This is a genomic window from Aestuariibacter salexigens DSM 15300 (assembly GCF_000429145.1).
Lineage (GTDB): Bacteria > Pseudomonadota > Gammaproteobacteria > Enterobacterales > Alteromonadaceae > Aestuariibacter > Aestuariibacter salexigens.
In genome coordinates, this window is record NZ_AUBH01000001.1 from 120,689 (window position 1) to 145,679 (window position 24,991).

Sequence of the window (24,991 nt, forward strand, 5' to 3'; positions counted from 1 at the left end):
GGATTAATAGCTTCGCAAGGCAACAAATGCCTGCTTAAGTTTGTTCATATCTTTGATCCCTGGCGATGATTCCACGCCGGAGTTCAGGTCCAGCACGCCAGCGGTGCGTTGGCGCGCGCCAACAATGTTGTCAGCATTTATACCACCGGCCAGAACCAGATCTTTTCTATCTTGCAGACCATCCAGCAAACGCCAGTCGAATGACTGGCCTGTGCCGCCTGTTTTATTGCCTACTTTGCAGTCCAGCAAAAAACGGTCAACCTGTTTTTCGTCCATGGCCGGAAGGTTATCGACAATCCCTCGTGCCAGCCAGATCTCACAACCATCAGGTAACAGGGGACGCAGTGTGTCAATGTACTGCTGGTCCTCCCTGCCATGCAGCTGCACAGCGGCAAGTCCTAGCGCCGCGGCATATTCAGCCACTTGACGCTCTGGTGCATTGACAAAAACACCCACATAATTGAATGGGACCGCAGCCACAATATCCTGAGCCTGCTCTAACGAGATAGCGCGCTCTGACGCCGGTGCAAAAATCAAGCCCATAAAGCTGACCGGCATAGATGCCACGCTTTTGGCGTCGCGAGGACGGGTAATACCACACACTTTCACCGCACCATACACTAAATCTTTGACAGCCTGGGCTAGATTTTCCTGAGCCATCAGGGCGCTGCCAACCAAAAAGCCATCTGCAAGTGGCGCTAGCCTGCGGATATCCTGATGGGTGTAAATGCCAGACTCGCTGATGATCAGACATTCATGCCCTGATGCCTTTATCATCGGTGCCAGTTGCTCTGTGGTCGCCAAATCGGTGCTCAAGTCTCTGAGGTTGCGATTGTTGATACCGATAATCCTGGCTTTTAAGCGAATCGCGCGCTGCGTTTCTTCCAGATTGCTAACCTCGGTCAGGACATCCAGTCGCAGGCTTTCTGCAATCTCGGCCATTTCAATGTATTGCTCATCATCTAGCACTGAAAGCATCAACAGGATCGCATCAGCGTTGTGGTAGCGGGCCAGATAAACCTGATAGGGATCGCAGAAGAAATCTTTATTTAACACCGGTTGCGAGACTCGTTCCCTAACATAGCGCAGGTAATCAAAACTTCCCTGAAAATATTTCTCGTCGGTAAGGACCGAAATACAGGCAGCATGGGGTTTGTACGCCGTAATGATCTCATCCAGGTTGAAGTTCTCGCGGATCAGTCCCTTTGAAGGTGAGGCCTTTTTACATTCAAAAATGTAGCCGCTGTGTTGTTGCGCCAGCGCGTCGTAAAAACTGCGCTCGGAGGGCGTCAGATTCGCGCGCACCTTATCCAGCGGCAACGACGCTTTGAGTGCGATAAGCTCCTGGCGTTTGTCCTCAACAATTTTTTCTAGCACATTGGCCATTATAGGCCCTCCTGACTTAATGTAGCGGCGCTGCGTATGGTGGCTAGGGCGCGGCCAGTATGCATTGCCTCTCTTGCTATATCTGCAGCCTGCTTTAAATCGCGGGCAGCACCACACAACAGCAGCAATAAACCGGCGTTCATGGCGATGGCCGCTTCATGTGCCGCCTTACCTTTACCGCTTAGTACCTCAGTGATAAGCATATGATTGTGTTGTGGATCACCACCGGCCAGTTCGTCCAACTTATATTCTTTCAATCCAAAATCGCTCGGACTGATTTGTAACTGGTTTATCACGCCATTATCGAGCTCCACAATATCCGATGGACCGTGCAACGCCAACTCGTCCAACCCGCTACCGTGCACGACTACGGCGCGCTTATGACCGAGCAGCTTAAGCGTTTGTGCATAAGGTTTGAGGAGTTCCGGCCTATACACACCCAGCATGCTGTGTGAGGGTTTCGACGGATTTGCCAGGGGGCCAAGAATGTTGAACAGTGTCCGGGTTTTTAATGCGCCCCGCACTGGCATGGCATGACGCACACCGGGGTGGTAAACGGGCGCAAACAGAAAACAAAATTTGCTTTTATCAAGACATCGCCTTGCAGTCTCAGGCGACATGTCCAGTTTCATATCAAACATCGCGAAGAGATCGGCCGATCCTGATTTACTGGATACGCTACGATTACCGTGTTTGGCAACCGGTACCCCACAGCTCGCCACAACAATCGCAGCTGCACTGGAGATATTAATAGTGTTGTGGCCGTCACCGCCAGTACCGACAATGTCTGCAAAAGCATAGTCAGGTCGAGGAAACGCGGTGGCCTCGTTAACCATTGCTGCTGCTGCACCGGCAATTTCATCGGGCGTCTCACCTTTCATTTTTAGCGCAATAAGCAGTGAAGCCAAAAGCACAGGTTCCAACTCCCCGCGCATGACCTGTGTAAATAGCGCCTGTGCCTGAGCCTGACTCAGTGGTTGTTGTTGATAAAGCACTTCCAGACTTGGATGCACGTCACTCATGCCGGTGTCTCCCTGTGAATTAGATAATCTACACTTTGTGCGAGTAACTGACTGCCCTTGGACGTCAGTATAGATTCTGGATGAAATTGAAAGCCAAGCATGTTGTCCTGCTGGTGGTACACCGCCATCGGAATGTCCTCCACGTGGGCCAGCTGGGTCAGGCTAGAAGGCAGAATGGTGGCCATCAGAGAATGGTATCGTGCCACGGGAAGCGGGTTATCTAAACCGGCAAAAATGGGATGTGGCTGTACTTCTATAAGCGATGATTTACCGTGCATGACGCTTGTTGCTCTGCCTACTTCCCCTCCGTAGTGCTCGACGATGGCCTGATGACCCAAACAAATGCCCAGTACCGGATATTTGCCCTGTACGGCTTTTAAAAGGGCGGGCATGCAGCCGGCGTCCTGCGGTGCACCGGGGCCCGGAGATAACATCACCAATGGCGTCGAGGTATCTGATACGCTGCCCAGGTAATCCATTACAACATGTTCGGGGACGGTGTTGCGGAACACGGTAAGCGTGAGCCCCAGGCTGCGCAGCTCGTCTACCAGGTTATAGGTAAAGGAGTCTACATTATCTAGCAATACGACATGTGATGACTTCACGCGTTGTCCTCCTGTACTGCACTGGCTGCCTGTATAGCACTTATCACCGCCTGTGCTTTGCTGCGTGTTTCATCCGCCTCAGACTGCGGATCAGAATCATACACAACGCCTGCGCCAGCCTGTATATAGGCTTTACCCTGTTTTACAAACGCCGAACGAATAACAATACAGGTATCCATATCGCCACTGCCGTTAATGTAACCAACCGCACCGCCGTAGCTGCCTCTACGGGTTTTTTCAACGTCTCGGATTAGGCCTGCCGCACTGACCTTGGGGGCACCTACCAGTGTGCCCATATTCATGCAGGCCTGATACGCATGTAATGCATCGAGGTCGTCCCGCAGCACCCCCACTACTCGCGACACCAGGTGCATGACGTGAGAGTAGCGGTCGACTTTCAACAAATCCTTCACATGGCGTGTGCCCGGCTCACAAACTCGGGCAACGTCATTGCGTGCAAGGTCAACCAGCATAAGATGTTCAGCTTTTTCTTTTTCATCCTGTCTTAGCTCAAGTTCAATGCGGCTGTCTAAATCGAGGTTTATTCTGCCATCGGGCCACTTGCCCCGTGCACGGGTTCCGGCTATCGGATAAATCTCCACTTCCCGACTTTCAGCAGTGTACTTCAGCGCCGACTCAGGTGAAGCACCAAACAGCTGAAAGCCTTTGTCTTTCATAAAAAACATGTAAGGGCTGGGGTTTTGTGTTTTCAGTTCACGATACGCCATCAATGGAGAAGGACAAGGCAGCGAAAACGTGCGGGAGGGGACGACCTGGAAAATATCGCCAGCAAGGATGTGCTCCTTTAAATCGTTCACATCATTGCAGAATTGTTCATCGGTTTTGTCACAATCAAGGTGCACCTCAACTGCTTGTGACTGCTCCTGATACAAGCTGGATTGCTCTGATTGCAGCTGTTGAGTTATTTGTTCCAGACGCTGTGACACACGAAAGTATTGCTGAGCCACGTCGGGGCCGCTGAATACGTTGCCAATCAGCTGTGTCGTATGTTGCTGATGGTCAATCTGAATAAGGGTTTCTGCCAGATAAAATACAAAGTCCGGGCAATCATTTAGTCCCGTTGCTACGGTTGGAAGTGGCTCACATACGGCCAGTAAATCATAGCCAAACACGCCTCCCAGAAACACCGCACTGTCTATCTCTCTAATTGGTTTAACTGAGGTGATGACGGCCCGCAGGGCATCGAAAACCGTTGTGGCTTTCAAACGCGAATCTTCATCCAGATTGGGATCGATAGTGGCAAAACGCAGCGTGACTGTGTCTTGCTGCTCATACCCTACCTCTACCTGTTGGTTCTGAAGCGCATCAAACAGCGGCAGTACGGATTGTCCATTGCTGGTCAGCGCGGTAATGGTCACCTCATTGCCCCAGCACTCCAGTCGCAAAGCGGCATCCAGCAGGATTAATGATTTGAGATTATCCTTACTGTCTATTTCCGCTGAATCCAGCAACAGCGAGTAGTCCTGATTGGCGGTCAGTACGGAAAACGCGGCAACGGCGTCTTCAATGTAGGCACATTGAGCGATCAGTGACTCAACTTTTCCTGGTATATCACTTAATTCCGCTAAACTCATATCATGTTACTTCGTGTAAAAAAGACAAAAAAAAGGCCCGATTTTACGGGCCTAATAAAAAGAGATTTCGCTAACAAAAAATCACCAAAGCCCGTCGGAAGAGACGTGCCACCACCAGATATGTTGTGAAGTTGTGATTACTTGTGTCATGAAATCGGAGTAAACCTTGCTGTTCTGACTCTGTTATTAACAACCCGCCTTTTTTCTCTGTAGATGTGGCGTGTTGATGCGTATAATTCTTAGCGATCTTTTCTTCGCGTAAACTATGCATAGGTAAAAGCAAAAGCGCGATGCTGTCAACCCTAAATTACGACAAACTAGACTAATTGATGAAATTTGATCTGCACTGCCACAGCCACTACTCAGACGGTACGCTCTCACCCGCAGAACTGGTGACCCGAGCCCACAATATGCAGGTGGATGTGTTGGCACTGACCGACCATGACAGTGTCGACGGCATTCATGAATTAATGCAGTGTCAGACAGAACAGAGCCGGCCTCTGACCATTATTCCCGGTACTGAGCTGTCTACACGCTGGCGCAGCTTTGAGATCCACATTGTTGGGTTGAATGTGGATTATCAGGACGCAGCGTTTAAGAAGAGACTGCAAGATCAGGCAGCAAGACGTCATGAACGCGCAGTACAGATTGCCGATAAGCTTGCCAAAGCCGGGATTGAGGATTGTCTGTCGCAGGTTCAGCGTTTGGCCGGTGTGGGTCATATTACGAGAGCACATTTTGCCAGAGTGCTGGTCCAGCGAGGCATTGTTAGTCAGCCGCAACAGGCATTTAATCGATATTTGGGTAAGGGCAAGCGTGCTTACGTCAATAGTCAATGGATCAGCATTGAAGAGGCAGTAAAATGGATCCACGATGCGGGTGGCAAGGCAGTAGTCGCGCACCCAGGGCACTACGACATGAAAACCAAATGGCTGCGTCGATTATTGACTGATTTTTGTGCCGCGGGTGGCGATGGAATGGAAGTCTGCCACCCGGGATTATCCAGCGATCGGCAGCGTCTTATGGCTGAACTTGCCAACAAATATGGGTTACAGGGATCGGTAGGATCAGATTTTCACTTCCCGGGTCGTTGGACAGAATTGGGTCGGGTAGGCCGTTTTCCAGAAAACCTTGAACCAGTCTGGAAAGACTGGACTTTATCAGTGGCATAAGGGCATGCTTACACTATGAGCCAATTTTTCTATGTTCATCCAGACAATCCACAGCCGCGATTGTTAAAACAGGCCTGCGAACTTATCGCTCAGGGCGAGGTGGTAGTGTATCCGACTGATTCAGGCTATGCCATTGGCTGCCAGATGGAGGACAAACGCGCGCTTGAACAGATATGTCGTATTCGAGATATTGGCAAGGACCATAACTTCACGTTAATGTGTCGCGATATGTCTGAGTTATCAACCTATGCCAGAGTGGATAATACCGCGTTCAGACAAATTAAAAACAATACGCCAGGGCCGTACACCTTCATTCTCAAAGCGACCAAAGAAGTACCCCGTCGATTGCAAAACCCTAAGCGCAAGACCATTGGGATACGGGTTCCTGATAACACCATTGCGTTGTCTATGCTGGAAATGCTGGGGGAACCACTGATGTCGACAACCCTCATCTTACCCGGTGCGGATATGGCGGAGTCTGATCCTGATGACATTCGCGACAAACTGGAACGGCAGGTTGGGTTGATTATCCACGGTGGCTATCTTGGCGAACAACCGACGACCGTGGTCGACCTGTCTGAAGGTGAGAGCCAGATTATCCGTTATGGTGCAGGCGATCCGGAGCCATTCCAGTAATATGAAAGAAGATCTTCCGGCCAACGCCAATACGCCAGTACAGCAACCTTTACCGCTCGCCTTCGTCAATGGTGAGGCGGTGCTGGAAAAGCCCGAGGATCTGTATATCCCGCCCGATGCACTGGAGGTCATTCTTGATGCATTCGAGGGGCCACTTGACTTATTGCTGTATCTTATCCGCAAGCAGAAGTTTGACATCGTAAATCTGCCGGTGCTGCAAATCACCCGTCAGTACATGGAATATGTTGATGTCATGAAAGACCTGAAGCTTGAGCTGGCGGCAGAGTACCTTTTAATGGCGGCCATCCTTGGTGAAATTAAATCCCGCTTGCTGCTGCCCAAGCGCACTGACGATGAAAATGACGAGGGCGACCCTCGTGCCGAATTAATTCGACGTCTGCGTGAGTATGAAATTATCAAGCAGGCGGCGGAAGAGATTGACCGATTACCCAGACAGGAACGTGACCTGTTTAGCGCCTCAGCATCTGCACACCCGGATGTAGAGCCGGTAAAAGTACTGCCAACGGTGGCCATGCAGGAGCTGGTGCTGTCATTGCAGGGGGCATTGCAGCGAGCCAAAGCGTTTGAGCATCATCACATTGAACGTGAGGCATTGTCCACCAGAGAGCGTATGAGCCTTATCCTTGAGCGTCTTAGTGCTGACAAATACTGCACCTTTGACGAACTGTTTACCCGTCAGGAGGGGAAAGCCGGCGTAGTAGTCAGTTTTCTGGCGATTCTGGAACTGGTGAAAGAATCACTGATTGAACTGGTGCAGACACAGCCGTATGGCAGCATTCATGTGAAAGCGAGCATGTAATGGCAAAAATTAACAAACAACAACTAAAACAACTCATCGAAGCCGCCATTTTCGTCGCTGACGAACCACTCAGTAAAGAAAGAATGCAGCAGACTGTGCTAATGGATTTGGACGTGTCGACCCGTGCGTTGAACGAAGCACTGGCTGAATTAACACTGGATTATGCGCCACGTGGTGTGCAACTGGTTGAACTAGCCAGCGGCTTTCGATTCCAGTCAATGGACAGTTTGAGTCCGTGGCTTGGGCGGCTTTGGCAAGAGAACGTGCCACGTTACTCCAGAGCAATGCTGGAAACCCTTGCGCTGATTGCCTATCGCCAGCCCATCACACGGGGTGAAATAGAAGATATTCGAGGCGTGTCAGTTAGTAGCCACATTATCAAAACCCTGACAGAAAGGCAGTGGGTGAAGGTGGTTGGGCACAAAGAGGTACCGGGCCGTCCGGCGCTTTATGCCACAACGCGTCACTTTCTGGACTACTTTACATTAAAGAGTCTGGATGAGCTGCCGCCTATCGATAGCTTTATAGAGGGCGTATCTGACGAACAAAACACAGATGCAGAGAACGCCTCTCAGGTGAGTGCTGAACAGGCATCGCCCAACAATCAACAGGTTCATTAATGAGCGAAAAATTACAGAAAATATTGGCAAATGCAGGGCTTGGTTCACGCCGTGAAATGGAAAAGTGGATTGAGCAGGGACGTGTCTCTGTTGATGGCAACGTTGCCAAGCTGGGAGAAAGGGCTGAGCCGGGCCAGACCATTCGCGTTGACGGTAAGCCACTGAATACACAAAACAAAGAGTCAGTGTGCCGGGTGTTAATGTACAACAAGCCCGAGGGAGAGATTTGCAGTCGCAATGACCAGGAAGGCCGACCGACGGTTTTCGACAGACTCCCTAACATCAATGCGGGTCGCTGGATAGCCGTTGGCAGACTGGATCTGAACACCAGCGGCTTACTGCTATTTACCAATGACGGCGAACTGGCGAACCGATTGATGCATCCCCGTCATCAGGTTGAGCGTGAGTATGCAGTGCGCGTATTTGGTCAGGTCGAGCAGGCAATGCTCAATCGACTGCGCAATGGTGTCGAACTGGAGGATGGTAAAGCACGTTTCACCACAGTGACACATCGTACCGGTGATGGTGACGGGCTGAACCAGTGGTTTAATGTCACCCTGGAAGAGGGCCGAAACCGCGAAGTGCGACGACTGTGGGAATCTCAGGGACTTCAGGTTAGTCGATTGATACGCGTTAAATATGGCCCGCTGGCACTGAACCCGCGTTTGCCACAGGGCGCATGGCTGGAATTACCCTTGGATGACGTCAATGCACTACGTCAGTCAGTTGGACTCAATGCAGAGACTGAAACCTTTGTGACCGAGACGGATGAAAAACTCGATCATGTGCGATTGATGAGAATGCGACGTTCGGTGAAAAAGCATAAATCACAAGCCAACAATCGTCGTCGCCGATTGATAAAATAAACCAGAAAAGCAACAAGGTAGTAAAGGAGAGTGATTCATGATGAAAGTAGTCGTAGCAGTCGTTGTTGTAATTATTATTGCTACGTTCACGTTCTGGCCAGACGCGCAACAACCTGTAGCAACCGATCCTGTTGCGCAGCCGGCGATCACACTTGACCAAATCCTGTCTGCCTCCGATTTAGAATTGGCTGCTCGTCAAACCGCCGAATCCAATCAGCCTCAGGCATTGAGCGATGCACTGGCACTCGCCGCACAGGTTGCCACAGAAGCAGGCTTGAGCCAGCGAGATATTGATTACCTTAAGAGTGGTCAAGCAAAAGAATACTTGCTGTTTAAAGCGCGCCGTCAACTGTTCTTTGAGCAATTCGAAGCCCACTACTATGCGCTCATGCCCATTGAGGAGTTAAAAAAAGTCTATCCTGAAGCGCAGGACCTGTTCGAGAGAGCGGAGCAGCTCATTGCGCAGCGAGATCAGCAAATTCTACAGATTGCAGAGGAGATGGCAGACAATGAGACACAGACGGAATCTTATCTGCAGTTAGCTCGTCAGCAGTGGCTTGAAGAGTTAGGTCGCAATATGACGCCATTGCAACAGCCATCAAGCGACACAAATAACTAAACCGGGCCTGCTTCTCATACATATGATAACGGGTGTTTTTGAGTACGTTCACCATTTCGTCTCCCTGATGAAAATCAGGGTCTCCCTGGGACGTATTCCAGCCGGTCGTAATTCGGGCTGCCCCAGTGTCTCTAATGGTGCTTATTCCGGGCACTCATCCGAATGCGGAATTACTTATCAAGTTCGAAAGGTTCCTTAGTTTTTAGCATCCCAAGATATATCTATTTTCCTGTGCTGAGCTACGCAGTCTCTTAGATAAAGATTGATCAAGCTCTGATACGGCACGCCAGAATCTTCCGCCATACTTTTAAAATAGTCCACGACATCTTCGCTAAGCCTCATCGTTACCGGCTTTTTCAATTTGCTAGCATATGGATTTCGATTTGACTTCATTGTAGATAAATCATATTCATCTTTCATAGTCATTAACCACCATAAAATTTCTTTTCATTTCGAGTCGCTTTTCGCGCAGATATGATCCGTATAGTGTTGCCAACATCTCTTTCGCAGTGACACACTAGAAGCAATCTCGCCTCGTTACTCATTCCCAACATCAAAAAACGATCTTCTTCTAATTGTGAATTTGCGTCGTCAAAAAACTGAACAGCATATTCGTCATAGAAAATCGACTTGGCCTCTTCGAACGAAACGCCATGCTTTTTGAGGTTTGAGGCGGACTTTGCATTGTCCCATTTAAACTCAATCATATGTACAGTGTATGTACATAATAGGGAGCTGTCAAAAATGACTAAGAATCTTGATAGCTCAAGAGATGTGAAGGAGGTTTGTGGCGTAAGCGCCATCAAACCAGAGGAACAAACTAATCATTGTATGTCTGTTGCTGGTCTTCAGCAGACCACCGACGTCGCGGTGGTGACTATTAGGCCGCGGTGGAGTCTATGAGGCTGCGGTGGTGGCTATCAGATGGTTTATTAAACTGAGCTTCCGCTCGGAGGTGTAAATGATGGGTATTCGCTCCTAGCCAACACTTGTACGTAAAAATAAACAAACTGTATTGATATGTGGACTGTTCTAATACAGGCACTTGTTCTGCAGTATCTTTGTGCTTTATGCTAGCTGAATAATAAAAAAACGGTGATTTTGTAGACAAGGAGTGCGTCGACAAAATGGCATGCACACGGGCGACCTGATGCTTAACGACCGACCCTCCCTGAGCGTAGTCACGGCAATCGTATTTGCGGTGTTGCTGCTGGTTGTCGCGTTGTTATTGGGCGGGTTAACTTACTACGAGCACAAGCGCTCCGCGTCAATGTATACCGAATCATTGTTTGAAGAGCGCAGGCTTGGCATAAGTGATTCGTTGCAGAGAACATTGCAGAATCAGGCGAAACTCAACTATATGAATGCCGCCGCGGCCGTGACCTTAGTAGAGGACGACAATCACGACGCATTGCACGCGCTTTTACACGCCCAGCTTAGCCAGTTTCCTGAGATTTCTGCCTTATATTTTGCGACACCAGATGATCGATTTTGCGGCTATCTGCGAGATATGTCGCGCATCGAGTTTTTACATACTGATAGCGATAACCCATCATCCATTGCGCTATACCGGTTGGATGTGAATAACCAGCCAACCATACAAACTTTACGTTCAAGTGGGTTTAAGGTAACGGAACGCAGTTGGTATCAATCGGCTGTTGCCAATGCACGTTCAGGCTGGAGTGACATTTTTGCTTATCACGCCTTCGATTCGCTGGCCCTGCCTCACAGCCTTGCTGTGTATTCCAGGCAGGGTGAGCTTCTTGGGGTAATAAGCAACAACGTACTGCTGTCCAGCATCGGCAATATTTTAAAAACCATGATGTTGCCGTCATCTGGTCACGCCGTTATTTTTGACAGCGATAACAATATCATCGCGTCTTCAGGGGATGAGCAGCCGTTCATTAATGACGGTCAACAGGTACGTATGCTGCGGGTAGATGAAAGCTCGGACCCGTTTATTCTTGCTGCTGAGCAAGAAATCGACAACAGCCCGGCAGGCTCCTATCGACAGTTCTTTTTAAATGGCACAGAGCTGTATCACTTTAGCCATTTTACGCTGAATGAAGTGCCTGGTATCAACTGGAAAATTGCTATATCCATCCCCGACAGTGCGATCAAGTACAGCGTTCTGGACAATTATTACCGCACGGCAGTGGTCATGTTAGTGGCGGTCGTCGTGGCTATATTATTAGCGGCATGGTTGTCTAGAAAAATATCCGAGCCGCTATCAGATCTGGTTGAACACTTTGGTCGTGGCGAGCGAGTAACGGGCAGCCTGTTGGAAGAAACCAGTTTTGAAACAAAAGAGGTGGCGGAGCTCAGGCACTCAGCCCACCAATATCAAACAACGTTAAGCGAGACCATCGACAGCCTGAACCAGCAGGTTCGGGAGAATCGCAGACAGATGGCACAAATCGAAAAATTGGCATTGGTGACGCAAAGTATTGATGACATGTGCGTTATTTTAAACCGTCACGCCACGGTAGAATGGTCTAACGCTATCTTCAATGCTTTTTTTGGTCTCACTCAAAGTGTTGGACGCGGCTTGTCTATTGAACGCATTAAAAAGTCGTCAGGCCAACATCGTCTTCTGATTGACGGCATTAACCGAGCCTTCCAACGTTATCTGGCTGATAACAGTCAGGTTACTGACAGTGTTAATGCCGCTGACGAACGCGTATTTGAGGTGCGTTTTTACCCTGTTAGTCAGTCCATCGAGCAGACTCATCTTTTACTGATCCGCGATATTACCGCGCAGCGACAGTTCGAGAATGAATTGTTGATCTGGAAACGATTGTTTATGTCCAGTGGTATCGGCATCGCCATTACATCCGAGGATGGTTCGATTATTGAGCGGGTCAATCAGGCATTCGCTGATATGCATGGCTCGGCGCTTCGGTATTTTGAGGGGCGGCAGATAAAAGAGGTGCTGCCTCAGGTTATGCAAGAGCTGGAATCGACAGAAAGCCACGGCACCTGGGTCCATGAGACAGAGTGCTATCGGCGGGATGGACAACACTTCCCGGCTCTAGTAACAGGCTCAAATGTGTATGATGAAATCGATCATCGCGTTGCCAACATTATAGCCGTACAGGATCTGACTGAAATTAAACAACTTCAGCAACAGCTGCTGCAATCTCAGAAGATGCAGGCAATCGGAACATTGGCGGGTGGCATTGTGCATGATATGAGTAACGTTTTGGCGTCGGTGATGGGCAATGCGGAACTCGGTCTGCTTTATAATCAATCGGCAGATAGTCAGACTGGCGCACAGAATCTAAAGCTATTCAATGCGATTTTAAGTGCATCGAACCGGGCGTCCAAGCTGACCGATCAGATTTTGTCGTTCTCGCGCATGGAAACGACCGAGTTTGAGCCTGTTAATTTGTCAGCGCTTTTGGATGATACCGTTGAGTTAATTAATCCGACGTTGCCCAGTGACATCAAGTTAACCTACTCATCAAGCGTAACGTATGACAGCATGGTGATGGGTAATGAGTCACAGTTACAGCAGGTGTTTGTTAACCTTTTGAATAATGCCATTAATGCTATCCAAAATACGCACAATCATAGCGGCAATGTAAAAGTCAGCCTCGCCGCCAGTCATGCTGAAGATGAGCTCATACTGAGAATTGAAGATACCGGCTGTGGCATACCAAAAGACAGCCTGCCCTTCATCTTTGACCCGTTTTTTACGACCAAACCTAAAGGACAGGGAACCGGTCTCGGTCTGTCGATAGTGAAACGTATTATCGATGGCCACACCGCCAGTATTGATGTGCAAAGCCAGGAGGGGCAGGGCACTACCTTCATCATGCGCTTTACTCGTCTGGTGAAACTACAAGACAACACATCCAAAACGCTGACAATAGCTGAGTTTCAGCACGATACGTTTAATCTGGTGGTAGTTGATGACGATAAGGATCTCACCAAGGTATGGCGCGAACTATTTGCTGTTAATGACTTTAAGGTGGACACATTCAACGATCCGGGTGTTGCACTGGCGCACATAAAGTCACATTATGAGCATATCGACTGCATTGTGACCGACTTTGACATGCCAGTCATGAGCGGTGAAATGCTATGTCAGGAAGTCCGCCGGTTTTCAGACACCGTGCCGATTGTGATGGTAAGTGGTTATGGCCAGCCAATGAATGAGGCGAAGCTGGAAGAGCTTGGGCTATCTGCACTGCTGACAAAACCGATCACCTTTGCACTACTTCAAGATAAAATATTGCAGGTAATACGGGCCCACCGACAAACCAAGGCGGTGTTGTCAGGGTAGGCAAAATTAACGCAATGATAATAATAAAGAATCCCTACGAGGATAGATGGAAGACGTTGCCAGGGTATGACAAAGAGAGTATTGATTGTTGAAGACGACGCCTGTTTCAGGCAAGTAATGAACGAATTTTTGACCCTGACGGGGTTTGATGTCACGCAGGCGGACTCCGCTCGTGCGTGCTTCCAGTGCATTGATAGCGAGGAGTTCGACTTAATATTGCTTGACCTGACATTGCCCGACGAGGACGGCCTGGTCATCCTGCGCAAGCTCACTCAGCGCTTGAAAATACCGATAATTGTAGCCTCAGGGCGTAAGTCTGATGATGATAAAATCGCCGGACTAGAAATGGGCGCCCGTGATTACATTGGTAAACCTTTTTCACTTAATGAGCTTAAGCTGCGCATTTTTAATCTGATAGGCGAGCCAAGTGAGGCGGAAGAGCAGGGTCACACCTTACAGTTTCACGGGTTTAGCTTAAGCGAGCGCGCTAACGTGCTAACTGCGCCAAGCGGGCATAAGGTCCAGCTTACGCCCCATGAATATAAGGTACTACTCACCCTGGCGCACCATATCGATAAGCCGGTCAGCCGTGACCACATTATTGATGCCAGTACCGAACTGGATATGCCTGAAACCAACCGGGCGGTAGATATCAGCATCAGCCGTTTACGCAAAAAACTAAATGACACCAACAAGCCCCCCAGTAAACTGATGACCATCCGTGGTGAGGGCTATATGCTGACCTCTGCTTGAATACTATACATATTCGGCAATTGCGTCAGAAGTTCGCTTTGAAGGTAAATTCAATATTTCTTGGTGGTCCCAAAATCACTTGATTAGGGTAATAAATGTCACTCCATGGGCCATATATTTCGTCTGATACATTGTTTACATGTAATCCGACATAGTATTGCTCACCGTGGTAAGCCAAAAATAGTTTGTGCAATGTGTAAGAGTTAAGTTGCACCGTATTCTGTGAATCGGCCCAACGCGATGAAACATAATTAGAGCTTGCTCCAATTTCTATTGGCAGTTCGTCAAACTGGTAAGATGCTCTGAGATTCAACATTTTTTCCGGAACATTGACCGGTGTATTGCCACTGACATCTAAGCCTATTTCAGGATCAAAGTAGTGGCCGAAATCGGTGTTGTTTATGGCGGCATTAATACCGATGCTTACGTTATCTGACAAGTGACTATTTAACGACAGTTCAAGGCCGATACTGTCAGCGTCACTGTCAAAAAATACGTTATTGGCACTTGGCTGAGTATTGACTCTTTTGGTCAGCTTATAAACCGCTCCCGTTAGCTCAGTTCTCTGCTCATCAAACACGCCCTTGTAGCCAATTTCAATTTGTCTCACGTCAGAAGGTGTCAAATTCGCTACGTCATAAACAAAGCGATAGTCACTAAATACGGGGTCATGAGAAATCACATAGTGCGAATAAATTGAGCTGTTATCGTCCGGCTGATAATTCAGCCCTATGCTTATGCTTTGTTCTTGAAATGTTGTTTCAAGCGTCGAGCGATCTCTCACGGTTCCGTCCCAGTTGATATAAAGACGGTCGAAGTGGATAGATTCATGGCGCAATTGAACATGTAAGGAAAGAGCGTCAGAAACATCGCTGACGTTCGTTATCATTACATTGCTGGTTCTTTGTTCCAGCGCGTCGCTGCGTAAATCTACAAACCCAAACTCTCCAGACTCAGGCTGATAAAGATCGACAGCATCCCAGTAAAGTGAGGGGCTATCTAAGTTGAAACCCACATTCCTATCAAAATTAATGACATGGTATCCGGCGATAAGCGTGGTTTTATTATTACCAAATGCGTCATGCTGAAAAGACAGTTGTGCTTGAGCGCCCCAATTTTTTCGGTCGTGTTCAACAAGCAACCTGTCTCTTTCCACTTCAGCGATGCTCGTGTTATAGAAGTAGTTTTCTGCGTTTTTCCAGCGTCGGTCTGCATTAAAAGAGTAGAGGCTACTTTTGAATAACACCTCACTGCCTGCACGCCAGGTTAAATCTATCCTGTTCCACATGCTGTCTGACGAAATCTCATGGTCTGTGACATTGTAATTTGTGAGGCGCGTTGTTTCGTCAATTACAAAACCATTATCACCCGTTATCACATTTGAGTTCGGAGAACGCGCGACGTGCTCGGGCACGAAGGGAGTTCCCCAATAAGCAGGGAGCTCGTCCTTATGAGACTTGATTGAAAAAAATAGCTCCACAGAAGTGGACAATTGCCACAGCAATGATGCTGATAAATCTGTTGCGAAGGAGTATGAGTCATCTACCCATCCATCAGAGCTGTTTCTGCTCAGGTCAACGCGATACCCAACCCTGTCATTCAAAGGACCAGACAACCCTAAATTAACCGACTTTGAGTCAAATTTGCCTGCTGAAACCAATAACTCTCGGGTGTGATATTTCACCAGGCGCGCTTTCTTTGACACGATGTTGATGGTGCCACTTGCGCCACCTTGTCCAGCGGTCAGAACCACCGGACCTTTTGTAATCTCAACTTGTTTGATATTAAAGGTATTCAATGGTCGAGTGTTGTAGGTTGCTACGCCAATTGAGATACCGTCATACACCATATTGACTGAATCTCGACTAAACCCTCTGAAACTGAAGCTGTAGGGCTCTGAGGGGGATTCGCCAGATATAATACCCGTCATGTTTTCAGCGACTTCAATGACGTTGGAGATCCCTCGCGCACTGATTGAGTCTGAATTCATTATTTCAATTGATTTCGGGAGCTGCAGGTGGGTGAGATTGGCAGCGTTTCCTGTTTCAGGACGTTTGTTTAATTCGAGCGAACTGACCACGTCCCCCGCTAGGTTGATCTCGAGTAACTCTTCAAGAGATAAGTCAAACAGTGACGTATCTTGCGCATACACAGAAATACTAAAAAAACAGAGAATAAAAGAAATAGCGCGCATTACGTGGCTTCCATGTGGATGCGTCACTTTTCAGCCTAGGATAAATGCACGAATATTCAACTTTACGTAGCGTAAAACTCCTGATGTTTCAGGGGGTAGGACTCAAAATCAACTTATGCTCAATAGCTCCCGGCAATAATGGCGTACCGCTGTTGTTAACGTGCCCTTCAAATCCACTGGCGTAGTAATCAGACAGCGGGTGACCGGATTGTCCACCGGGGATGGTCAGAATGCCAAATTTCTCCCGTCCGGGCTGAACCACCAATCGCTGTGAAGCGCCAAACCGATTGCGCTGCACGGCTGGTGTATAGCTGTCGCCAAAGCCCTCAGCCTCGGGCATATTCAGGTACCTGCCAATAAGCGGAAGTGCAGAGGCCAGTGGATGGGTGACGGTCAGCGCGTTGACCTTGCCCCAGCGTAACGCCGCAAAATCCTGTTTACCGTCTGCATAGTTATCAAAAAGTCGCTGTTTGCTTTGTCTGTAGGCATCCGCCAAAAAGGCTGGCCACGACGCGTATTCTTTGGGCAACCACGTTTGTGGCTGTTCGGTCAAAAGCTGCCATGAGGCTGGCTCCATGTGTCGTAGAACGGGTGAAAGGCTTAAGTCATGTTGTTCAAGCGTCTTTTGTAACGGCGCAAATAGGGCACTGTGTACCTCTGAACGAAAATATCTGACCAGGGTATAACCTATAGATTCGGCGCACGCACAGCTTTGCCAGTCATTGATGTATGTCAGGTCGTCAGTAAATTCATCCTGACCACTCAGGATCTGGCTCAGTAATTGTTGCCACGGACGCATAAATCGCGCTTCGTTATCCTGTTGAATGCGATAAAAATCCTGTTCGGTAAACGTTTCTTTCTTCAATAAGCGGTCGCGTATTTGTTTACCTCTGGCGCCGACTGCATAGCCTCCATTGCCAAAGCGGTCCATGTCCTCTATCGACATCACTCGGGCATTGGCGGTCCAGATGCGCTGATTGTCTGGATTATAAACTACAGGGCGCTGACCTTCTGACTTTGCCCAGCGACTGTCGTACTGCACCTGCGGATAGGCAGTGACAGACGGCTTCTGACGCGCCGTTAACCCGCCCATGGGGGTCCACGCGGCATTCCCTGAGCTGTCTACGACAACCAGATTTTGTAAAGGAATGCCCCCCTTAGGGGCGATGTTAAGCGCCTGCTCAACATTTTGGGCGTGCTCAAATGCCAGTAATTCCAGATTCACTGCATAAGGCTGGTGAGCGGTCCACGCCAGGGCAAAGCGCTTTCCATTAATCTCTTTGACCGGACCATACTCTGAACGTGAAAAGGTTACGGTTTCACTGGAATCCGGCAGGTTAATGGTTTCTGAAACGACCTGTAGCGGCGTGTCATCACTTAGTTCAATCCAGTCTGCGTTATCCAGATTAGCATTGGTAAAGCCCCAGGCGATATGGGTATTACTGCCTACAATCATTAGTGGCGTACCGGGTAGGGTGACTCCGGTTATTGATATGGGATTATCGCCGGTCAGGTTAAACTGGCTGCGATACCAGATGATAGGCACCCCCAGAGATAAATGCATGTCATCGGCCAGCATGGCATGTCCGGTATCGGTTACCTGACCGGTGACTGCCCAGTTATTACTGCCTACCTCGTGATCTGGGTGAACAAGATTCGCTGCCAATGTATGGCTGGCATTTATTAGCTCAGGGACCGCGACCGTTCCGGTTTCATATTCAGAGCCATCCAATGCAGCCTGATAGTCGCCAGGTTGCATAATAAAGGCAGTCATCTGCGGCCCGTATTCTTTTTCCAGCATGGTTAGAGCCAGGTCGCGATTGACCTGTGATAACTGTAAGTCCAGGTACATGGAATAGCTGACCAACAGGCTGTCTTCCGCTTTCCAGGGAGAGAAGTCAGCGCCCAGTAACCAGTATTCAAACGGTTTGCTGAACAGACTTTTTGCGCCAGCATTGACCCCGGCGGTGTAGGCATTCAGCACTTCTCGCTGATGCTCAGTAAGATGGCCAACTGCGCGTTTTGCGTGCTGTCTGAACTGATGAAAACGTCGTGATTTGTCTGTTTCAAGCGCTCGCTTACCAAATATTTCCGACAGCTCTCCGGCGGCATTACGACGCAGTAAATCCATTTGAAACAATCGATCCTGAGCATGTGCCATGCCCAGCGCAAACGCAATATCGGCGCGATTTTCACCGCTTATTACCGCGGTGCCGATGTTATCCCGACCCAGCGATACGTCAGCAGAGAGCATGCTCACTTCACGTTCGCCATCAAGCGATGGCATACTCGAATAGAGAATGGCAAAGAGAGCGGCGAAAGCGGCAACAATGAGAATGAGGGGAATGCGTAGCAGGTATTTTTTCATCAGTTTTTATTTTTATGTCGAGTCACAAGGCCATAGTGCCACAATTGTGAGAAGTGTCGACCCCTGCACTTTTCTTCATTCAGGGGCTGCTTTATAGTGACCGCAATGAAACTTTATGAAGCAAGTGAATGGGCCCGGTAGTTATCGATTTAATTGGTGAAGATGTCAGCGCAGAAGAGAAAGATATGCTCGAACATCCACTGGTAGGTGGCGTGATTTTATTCTCACGAAACTATGCCGAGCCACGTCAGTTAACGGAACTGATGCAGCAGATAAGGGAATATGCCAGACAGGATGTGTTGGTGTGTGTTGATCATGAAGGAGGGCGGGTACAACGCTTTAAACAGGGTTTCACGCATATTCCTGCCATGGGCAAGCTGATGCCTTGGGCACAGCAGCATGGTGTCAGTGCGACCCAGCTTGCAACAGAAATGGGCTGGCTGATGGCCAGCGAACTGCGCGCCTTTGATATCGACGTCAGCTTTGCACCCGTATTAGATATCTGGGGTAACAGTGATGTCATTGGCGATCGCAGTTTTCACAGCGACCCCAAACTCGTTATCGAGCTGGCCAGTGCCTTTATTGAGGGCATGCGTGACGCTGGCATGAGTGCGACTGGAAAACATTTTCCGGGTCATGGCAATGTAAAAGAAGACTCCCACATAGCCATGCCAGTAGATAGGCGGTCTAAAGATGACATTCTGTCGGTGGATATGGCTATCTTCTCGGCTTTACATGATAAAGGACAGCTCGATGCAGTCATGCCTGCTCATGTCATTTTCCCCGATGTGGATGAACACCCGGCCGGCTTTTCATCCACCTGGCTGCAGGGCATTCTACGCGGGCAGATGGGCTTTGACGGCGTTATTTTCTCTGATGATCTGTCTATGCAGGCCGCAAGTGTGGCGGGGGACCATCTGGAACGTGCCAAGGCTGCATTTGCAGCAGGCTGTGACCTTGGTCTGGTGTGCAATGACAGCAAAGCTGCAGCACAGGTACTGGATGGACTGCCCAGTGACTTTCAAACCAGTGACAGGGCGCGCAAATTAAAGCCACAAAATTCAGTAACGTTGCAGCAACTTCACGCTTCAACACGTTGGCAACAGGCATCAGAACTGGCGAATCGGGTGCAGCATGGCTAATTATAAGCTGATTTTTATTGCCTTAGTGAGCTCTCTGCTGTTGGGTGGTGGACTTTACGCCGCAGGACAACCACAGGCGATCTGTTTTACCGCCGCCATTACATTATTTACGGCAATACTTTGGGTATCCGAAGCGTTACCTATACCAGTCACTTCACTTATCCCATTTGTGGCGTTTCCCTTAAGTGGCGTGTTGACCCATCAGCAGGCCGCCTCATCCATCGGTAGTCATGTGATCGTGCTGTTGATGGGCGCCTTTATGCTGTCCAAAGCGCTGGAGCGCTCTAACGTACATACGCGGCTGGCCTATTACATGCTGCAAGTAACCGGAAGTAGTAGTGCTTCGCGTCTGGTGCTGGCATTTATGCTCACAGCTGCCATTTTAAGTATGTGGATCTCCAATACCGCGACAACGCTGATGTTACTGCCGATTGGCCTGGCTATTGTGGCGCACGTTGAAGATCGTCGCGTGGCAGTCGCACTGCTGCTTGGCATCGCCTATGCAGCCAGCTTAGGAGGTGTAGGCACACCAATCGGCACACCGCCTAACATTATCTTTATGAGTGTTTACTTGGAAAATACGGGCAAGGAGATCAGCTTTCTAAATTGGATGAAAACTGGCATTCCGATAGTACTGATTGCTATTCCGTTGATGGCCTGGTGGCTGACTCGCCACCTTGGCGCACTGGGAGAGTGTAAGTTACCCAAAGTGGGTGCGTGGCAACAGGCTGAAAAACGCGTCTTAATCGTATTCGCCATTGTTGCCCTTGCCTGGGTGCTGCGCCCTTACTGGACGCAGTGGCTGAATACGCCCAACGTGGGGGACAGTACAATTGCTCTGGCAGGTGTAGTATTAATGTTCCTGGTGCGTTCAGGCGATGGTAAAACCGATGAAAAGGACAGGCCTGATATGCTGCTGGACTGGAAAACGGCAGCATCGATTCCGTGGGGCATGTTACTGCTTTTTGCTGGTGGCATATGTATTGCCAAAGCGTTTATGAATTCAGGTTTGAGTGCACTGATGGGAGAATGGTTAACCGGCCTCTCGGCACTGCCAGTATTGGTGATGATCCTGATGCTGTGCCTGTTTGTGACCTTCCTGACGGAAATTACGTCTAATACCGCCACTGCGACCCTGTTAATGCCCATTCTGGCCAGTGCGGCGCTCGCCGCAGATATCGACCCAGCAATACTGATGATGCCCGCCGCTATCAGCGCCAGCTGCGCCTTTATGCTGCCGGTTGCAACGGCACCTAATGCCATCGTTTATGGCACAGATAAGTTCAGCATCAAGGATATGGCCAGAGAAGGCGCGGTGCTGAACGTAATCGTAGCTGTGGTGGTGTCGCTGGTGGTATATGTGACAAGGTGAAGTTCATTCCCTCTCTACGTCTCCACCGCGCAGGCGGTGGTCTCACTGCAATTAACCTGATTTTCTCAATTAAACCATTGTTGTTTATTACACTTTCTGTATCGTAGGGAAATGTCACCCGGCCTGAAAAGATGAGCTAAGCTGTTAGTAAGAAAGGGAATAGCTTGCTCTCCACATTCGTATGAAAAAATTTCTCAAAGAGCTGCAACGCCGAGGGGTTATTAAGACCCTTGTGGCTTATATCGGTCTTGTCTGGCTGGTGATGCAGGTAGTCGAGGTGGTTTCTGGGCTTATTGACGTCCATGAGATGGTCGGCCCTACCACTGTGATTGTATTTGCCTGCCTTGCCCCTGTGGTGCTTTATATCTCTTGGTATTTCGAATGGCATGAAGGTTCTATGCGCCGCACTGTGGCGATAGACAGTGGCAAACTGCAGCCACTGGGTTTCTTTAGCTGGTTTGGACTGGTCACAGTGCTTTCGTTCTCTTCCTATCTGGGCTATGACTTTCTGACAACTATAGCCGCCGAAAAGGCGGCTGAAGCCGAAGGAATGGCACAGATAAAGCAGGCTGAGTCCATCGCAGTATTGCCCTTTACCGACCAGAGCCCTGAAAAAGACCAGGGTTATCTGGCAGTGGGTTTAGCCGAGGAATTAACAAGCCTGCTGGGTCGCTCTGAAGGCTTTCGTGTTGCTGCATCCCGTTCTTCACAGATCCTCGCAGAAAAAGGCCTGCCACCGGTTGATATCGGTAAGAGACTGGATGTGGAAACGGTACTTACTGGCAGCGTTAGGGCTACGGGCAGCCGCCTGAAAATACGCGTAGAGCTACTGGACACAGAAACCGGCCATACGCTTTGGACGGAAAACTTCTTACGAGAATTGAAAGACATCTTCGAGCTTGAAAGCGAAATCGGACGGGCGGTCATTAACTTGTTGCAGGATAAATATCTTGAAGCAGGTAGCTTTAAGTCTCTATCTTCAACAAGCAGTACTGATGCCTATGTGATGTACCTGAAAGGAAGAGAGGAATACCGCAAACAGACTACCGAGTCGATGAAAGAGGCGCGCAAGCTGTTTGAGCAGGCTGTAGCACTGGATCCTGAGTATGCGATGGGGTATACGGCTCTTGCAGATACGATTTTAATGTTGTCAGAGGGTGAAGAGAATTTCGGAGTCTTAAAGACTGATATAGCTGTGCAGCTTGCGCAATCTAATATGGAAAAGTCACTGGTTCGTGAGCCATTATTAGCGGAGTCTTACGCGATTTTGGGAAGTATCGATTATTTTCAAGGCAACTATGATGATTCTTTAGTCGATTTTGATAAAGCCATAGAGCTTAACCCCAGCCTAGCAATTGCTTATATGTGGAAGTACAACTCTTTTGTGCAGTTACAGCGTTATGATGAAGGCTTGGCAGTCCTTCAAAAAGCCAAACAACTTGACCCACTCTTTCCGTCCATTAGCTACAATTTGGGCTTTGAACTGGCAAGTGCAGGCAAGATAGAAGAAGCTGAAGAAATATATAAGCAGTTGATCCTGGATCATCCTCAATCCCCGTTTGCTTATTCAGGCCTTGCGGATATTTACTTTGGGCGTGGTGATTTCGTTGGGGCAATAAGAGAAGGATTAAATGCTTTGAATCTTTCGAAGAACAACACCGAATTACAATTAAGGTTAGTAGGCCCTTTACTTCAGTTGGGCTTGACGGAAGAAGCAAAATCCGTCACCGATGATCCTAAGTACGATGAGACGATACTGATCATGGATAAAAAGTATGATGAACTGTTCAATAAAATGGAGTTTGAATTAAACGCCAATCCCGGCGACCCATGGGTAGCTTTTGAGGCTGGATGGTACCACTCGAGGATTGGTGACAAAGATAAAGGAATTTTACTTTTAGCCCAACAAACAAAGGGTTTTGAAACCTCGCAAATGTTTAACATGCCTACATGCATACCAGCAATTGATATCGCATGGGCATATTTGAATTCGGGAGAAAAAGAGTTAGCAGAGACTCTTATAGAAAATTGCGAACAATTGTTATTTCAAGAAGCTGAAAGCAATCTCAAGTATTTTGAATTAAGCCATCTGGATGCACGATTAAAAATAATGAGAGGCGACAAGCGAGGCGCATTGGTCAGTTTAGAATCAGCAATACAAAATGGATTAAGAGAGTGGTGGACTAAATACGACCCTATTTTCGAAACTCTACGAAATGAGCCTGAATTTCAGCGACTAATGAAAATTATAGACGATGACCTTGCTAGGCAAGCTCAGGAGGCCAAACTCCTCTTTGAATAAACGAGTAAATTTGGCCCCGCTTTTGATACTTATTTATGAGTCAATTTTCTTTGACGACGTAAGTAAATAGCGCCTAATCCAGTTAAGAATATACTCAGTGTAGCTGGTGCACTGGCTCTGACCACTTCATTGTCAGCAGAGGCAGGCAAGATCCGCAAAATTTCCTCATACGACGAGGCATAGCTACCCGGAATATCAGCACGTTCTATATATGGATTCAAAAATTCACCATACCAGTTGGGGTCACGCAAATCAGTCAAACTAGTATAGCCGCAGATTTCATAAACGGGCTCAACAGGTTCCGGTTCGCCACTATTCGGATCCCAGGCATCCAGAGCATCGTTATATGCTTCATAAGCGGCGATTTCATCGTCATAACTATCGAACGTACTTTTGCAGGCCTTTTTAAAATCTACAGGATCATCCGGATCAGGGCTTTCAAAAAATAGTCTTCCCTGATTAATGTTAAATGAAACATCAACGCTGATGGTGTAATCCCCAGGTAACAGATTTGCGTCACTTGCTGCGACATTTAAAAATACAGAGTCACTGCCAACTGTGCCGCTGCCTGTCCATGAACCGTTTGCACCACTTATATTCCATGTCACAAAATAGTCGATATTAGGCGTATCAAAAAACAGGTTGTAAAAGCCCCAGGTTGAAATATCTTCGCCTTGTTCAAACTGCCATATGCAAGGCTCATTTGGGCCATAAAACTCGTCTTTGATTTCCTGCACGTAGGCTGCCAGTGCTGCTTCACCCTCTTCGTATGTGGCATAGTTGCTGTAATCCCAGAATGCTTCTATATCTGGAATGGTATCGTTAAGCAGCGTGTCCTCTTCATCCTCTGAATAGTTATATGAGCACTCCGCTGGTGTAGCTTGTACATATTGTGTACCACCACCACCAACATACCTTTGTTGAGTGATGGCGTTAAGCTTATCTGGCTCAAAAAATCCCCAAGAATCTTCCAACAGTTCAGCTTTGACACCGACTTCGTTTAATAAACTTTCATCTTCAACATAATAAAAGTTATTAGTAAAGTTTCTCGTTCTATATCCTCTACCTGAATAGATAATCAAGTCCGCTTTTACTTCCCCAATAAAAGTGAGTGAGGAAATTGTATAAGTTCCTATGGATACGATGGCGGTTTGTGCACATGCCGCAAGTGACGTTGAAGCGACGAGAAAAGACTTCTTAAAGGTTCTGGACTTCATGAGTGGACCTGATA

20 protein-coding genes are annotated in these 24,991 nt (G+C 48.4%); 11 read left to right on the forward strand and 9 right to left on the reverse strand.

Translation table 11 applies throughout. The annotated features are described in order from the left end of the window. Positions 1-3: 3 nt before the first annotated feature. The 4 genes from trpCF to G441_RS0100625 are packed head-to-tail and all read right to left on the reverse strand — an operon-like array spanning position 4 to position 4,608. Positions 4-1,386, reverse strand: coding sequence for a bifunctional indole-3-glycerol-phosphate synthase TrpC/phosphoribosylanthranilate isomerase TrpF (gene trpCF, locus G441_RS0100610; protein ID WP_026374561.1), 1,383 nt, complete (start codon positions 1,384-1,386; stop codon positions 4-6). Then, positions 1,386-2,408: an anthranilate phosphoribosyltransferase gene (gene trpD / locus G441_RS0100615; RefSeq protein WP_026374562.1), complete on the reverse strand. Its 1,023-nt coding sequence runs from the start codon at positions 2,406-2,408 to the stop codon at positions 1,386-1,388. Before trpD ends, trpCF begins: the two co-directional genes overlap by 1 nt. Beyond that, complete coding sequence (locus tag G441_RS0100620) at positions 2,405-3,013, reverse strand: aminodeoxychorismate/anthranilate synthase component II (protein ID WP_026374563.1); 609 nt, start codon at positions 3,011-3,013, stop codon at positions 2,405-2,407. The genes trpD and G441_RS0100620 overlap by 4 nt, the downstream gene beginning before the upstream one ends. Next, the gene (locus G441_RS0100625; RefSeq protein WP_026374564.1) at positions 3,010-4,608 is read right to left on the reverse strand and encodes an anthranilate synthase component 1; all 1,599 of its coding nucleotides are present in this window, start codon (positions 4,606-4,608) and stop codon (positions 3,010-3,012) included. Before G441_RS0100625 ends, G441_RS0100620 begins: the two co-directional genes overlap by 4 nt. 329 nt (positions 4,609-4,937) lie before the next feature. On the opposite strand from G441_RS0100625, the gene G441_RS0100630 reads away from it, so the two are divergent. From G441_RS0100630 to G441_RS17555, 6 genes are read left to right on the forward strand one after another with little or no spacing between them, the layout of a single operon-like run. Then, entirely contained in the window at positions 4,938-5,780 is an 843-nt protein-coding gene (locus G441_RS0100630; RefSeq protein WP_026374565.1) for a PHP domain-containing protein, read from the forward strand. 15 nt (positions 5,781-5,795) lie between these two features. After that, a complete protein-coding gene (locus G441_RS0100635; RefSeq protein WP_026374566.1) occupies positions 5,796-6,416 on the forward strand; it encodes an L-threonylcarbamoyladenylate synthase in 621 nt (206 codons plus the stop codon). A gap of 1 nt (position 6,417) precedes the next feature. Further along, positions 6,418-7,236: a segregation and condensation protein A gene (locus tag G441_RS0100640; protein WP_026374567.1), complete on the forward strand. Its 819-nt coding sequence runs from the start codon at positions 6,418-6,420 to the stop codon at positions 7,234-7,236. Next, complete coding sequence (gene scpB / locus G441_RS0100645; protein ID WP_026374568.1) at positions 7,236-7,856, forward strand: SMC-Scp complex subunit ScpB; 621 nt, start codon at positions 7,236-7,238, stop codon at positions 7,854-7,856. The genes G441_RS0100640 and scpB overlap by 1 nt, the downstream gene beginning before the upstream one ends. Beyond that, positions 7,856-8,722, forward strand: coding sequence for a 23S rRNA pseudouridine(2605) synthase RluB (gene rluB, locus G441_RS0100650; protein WP_026374569.1), 867 nt, complete (start codon positions 7,856-7,858; stop codon positions 8,720-8,722). Before scpB ends, rluB begins: the two co-directional genes overlap by 1 nt. A 37-nt stretch (positions 8,723-8,759) precedes the next feature. Continuing rightward, the gene (locus G441_RS17555; protein WP_051275234.1) at positions 8,760-9,341 is read left to right on the forward strand and encodes a hypothetical protein; all 582 of its coding nucleotides are present in this window, start codon (positions 8,760-8,762) and stop codon (positions 9,339-9,341) included. A gap of 195 nt (positions 9,342-9,536) precedes the next feature. On the opposite strand, the gene G441_RS0100660 is transcribed toward G441_RS17555, so the two are convergent. After that, positions 9,537-9,761 carry a BrnA antitoxin family protein gene (locus G441_RS0100660; protein WP_026374570.1) on the reverse strand — a complete coding sequence of 75 codons (225 nt, stop codon included), beginning with the start codon at positions 9,759-9,761 and terminating at the stop codon, positions 9,537-9,539. 5 nt (positions 9,762-9,766) lie between these two features. Continuing rightward, the gene (locus tag G441_RS20040) at positions 9,767-10,144 is read right to left on the reverse strand and encodes a BrnT family toxin (RefSeq protein ID WP_420806130.1); all 378 of its coding nucleotides are present in this window, start codon (positions 10,142-10,144) and stop codon (positions 9,767-9,769) included. A 311-nt stretch (positions 10,145-10,455) separates the two neighbouring features. Here G441_RS20040 and G441_RS0100670 point away from each other — a divergent pair, with 311 nt between their 5' ends. Both G441_RS0100670 and G441_RS0100675 read left to right on the forward strand, forming a co-directional pair. Continuing rightward, on the forward strand, positions 10,456-13,629 hold the full coding sequence (locus G441_RS0100670) for an ATP-binding protein (RefSeq protein ID WP_156896242.1): 3,174 nt from the start codon (positions 10,456-10,458) through the stop codon (positions 13,627-13,629). A 66-nt stretch (positions 13,630-13,695) separates the two neighbouring features. After that, positions 13,696-14,382, forward strand: coding sequence for a response regulator transcription factor (locus G441_RS0100675; protein WP_084407226.1), 687 nt, complete (start codon positions 13,696-13,698; stop codon positions 14,380-14,382). Positions 14,383-14,407: 25 nt separating this feature from the next. On the opposite strand, the gene G441_RS0100680 is transcribed toward G441_RS0100675, so the two are convergent. Together G441_RS0100680 and G441_RS0100685 are read right to left on the reverse strand one after the other, a co-directional pair. Further along, on the reverse strand, positions 14,408-16,576 hold the full coding sequence (locus G441_RS0100680) for a TonB-dependent receptor (protein ID WP_026374574.1): 2,169 nt from the start codon (positions 16,574-16,576) through the stop codon (positions 14,408-14,410). A gap of 88 nt (positions 16,577-16,664) precedes the next feature. Further along, on the reverse strand, positions 16,665-18,944 hold the full coding sequence (locus G441_RS0100685; RefSeq protein WP_026374575.1) for a penicillin acylase family protein: 2,280 nt from the start codon (positions 18,942-18,944) through the stop codon (positions 16,665-16,667). Positions 18,945-19,072: 128 nt separating this feature from the next. On the opposite strand from G441_RS0100685, the gene nagZ reads away from it, so the two are divergent. The 3 genes from nagZ (at position 19,073) to G441_RS0100700 (ending at position 23,760) form a co-directional block, all read left to right on the forward strand. After that, a complete protein-coding gene (gene nagZ, locus G441_RS0100690) occupies positions 19,073-20,086 on the forward strand; it encodes a beta-N-acetylhexosaminidase (RefSeq protein ID WP_026374576.1) in 1,014 nt (337 codons plus the stop codon). Next, complete coding sequence (locus G441_RS0100695; protein WP_034474055.1) at positions 20,079-21,458, forward strand: SLC13 family permease; 1,380 nt, start codon at positions 20,079-20,081, stop codon at positions 21,456-21,458. Before nagZ ends, G441_RS0100695 begins: the two co-directional genes overlap by 8 nt. 181 nt (positions 21,459-21,639) lie before the next feature. Then, a complete protein-coding gene (locus G441_RS0100700; RefSeq protein WP_026374578.1) occupies positions 21,640-23,760 on the forward strand; it encodes a tetratricopeptide repeat protein in 2,121 nt (706 codons plus the stop codon). A gap of 29 nt (positions 23,761-23,789) precedes the next feature. Here the strand turns inward: G441_RS0100700 and G441_RS0100705 are convergent, their stop codons facing one another. Then, the gene (locus tag G441_RS0100705) at positions 23,790-24,977 is read right to left on the reverse strand and encodes a hypothetical protein (RefSeq protein ID WP_026374579.1); all 1,188 of its coding nucleotides are present in this window, start codon (positions 24,975-24,977) and stop codon (positions 23,790-23,792) included. Positions 24,978-24,991: the final 14 nt, after the last annotated feature.

Coding starts and splice junctions, on each gene's coding strand:
- trpCF (WP_026374561.1), bottom strand. CDS start 1,386: ATGGCCAATGTGCTAGAAAAAATTGTTGAGGACAAACGCCAGGAGCTT.
- trpD (WP_026374562.1), bottom strand. CDS start 2,408: ATGAGTGACGTGCATCCAAGTCTGGAAGTGCTTTATCAACAACAACCA.
- G441_RS0100625 (WP_026374564.1), bottom strand. CDS start 4,608: ATGAGTTTAGCGGAATTAAGTGATATACCAGGAAAAGTTGAGTCACTG.
- G441_RS0100630 (WP_026374565.1), top strand. CDS start 4,938: ATGAAATTTGATCTGCACTGCCACAGCCACTACTCAGACGGTACGCTC.
- G441_RS0100635 (WP_026374566.1), top strand. CDS start 5,796: ATGAGCCAATTTTTCTATGTTCATCCAGACAATCCACAGCCGCGATTG.
- G441_RS0100640 (WP_026374567.1), top strand. CDS start 6,418: ATGAAAGAAGATCTTCCGGCCAACGCCAATACGCCAGTACAGCAACCT.
- scpB (WP_026374568.1), top strand. CDS start 7,236: ATGGCAAAAATTAACAAACAACAACTAAAACAACTCATCGAAGCCGCC.
- rluB (WP_026374569.1), top strand. CDS start 7,856: ATGAGCGAAAAATTACAGAAAATATTGGCAAATGCAGGGCTTGGTTCA.
- G441_RS17555 (WP_051275234.1), top strand. CDS start 8,760: ATGATGAAAGTAGTCGTAGCAGTCGTTGTTGTAATTATTATTGCTACG.
- G441_RS0100660 (WP_026374570.1), bottom strand. CDS start 9,761: ATGAAAGATGAATATGATTTATCTACAATGAAGTCAAATCGAAATCCA.
- G441_RS20040 (WP_420806130.1), bottom strand. CDS start 10,144: ATGGCGCTTACGCCACAAACCTCCTTCACATCTCTTGAGCTATCAAGA.
- G441_RS0100675 (WP_084407226.1), top strand. CDS start 13,696: ATGACAAAGAGAGTATTGATTGTTGAAGACGACGCCTGTTTCAGGCAA.
- G441_RS0100680 (WP_026374574.1), bottom strand. CDS start 16,576: ATGCGCGCTATTTCTTTTATTCTCTGTTTTTTTAGTATTTCTGTGTAT.
- G441_RS0100685 (WP_026374575.1), bottom strand. CDS start 18,944: ATGAAAAAATACCTGCTACGCATTCCCCTCATTCTCATTGTTGCCGCT.
- nagZ (WP_026374576.1), top strand. CDS start 19,073: ATGGGCCCGGTAGTTATCGATTTAATTGGTGAAGATGTCAGCGCAGAA.
- G441_RS0100695 (WP_034474055.1), top strand. CDS start 20,079: ATGGCTAATTATAAGCTGATTTTTATTGCCTTAGTGAGCTCTCTGCTG.
- G441_RS0100700 (WP_026374578.1), top strand. CDS start 21,640: ATGAAAAAATTTCTCAAAGAGCTGCAACGCCGAGGGGTTATTAAGACC.
- G441_RS0100705 (WP_026374579.1), bottom strand. CDS start 24,977: ATGAAGTCCAGAACCTTTAAGAAGTCTTTTCTCGTCGCTTCAACGTCA.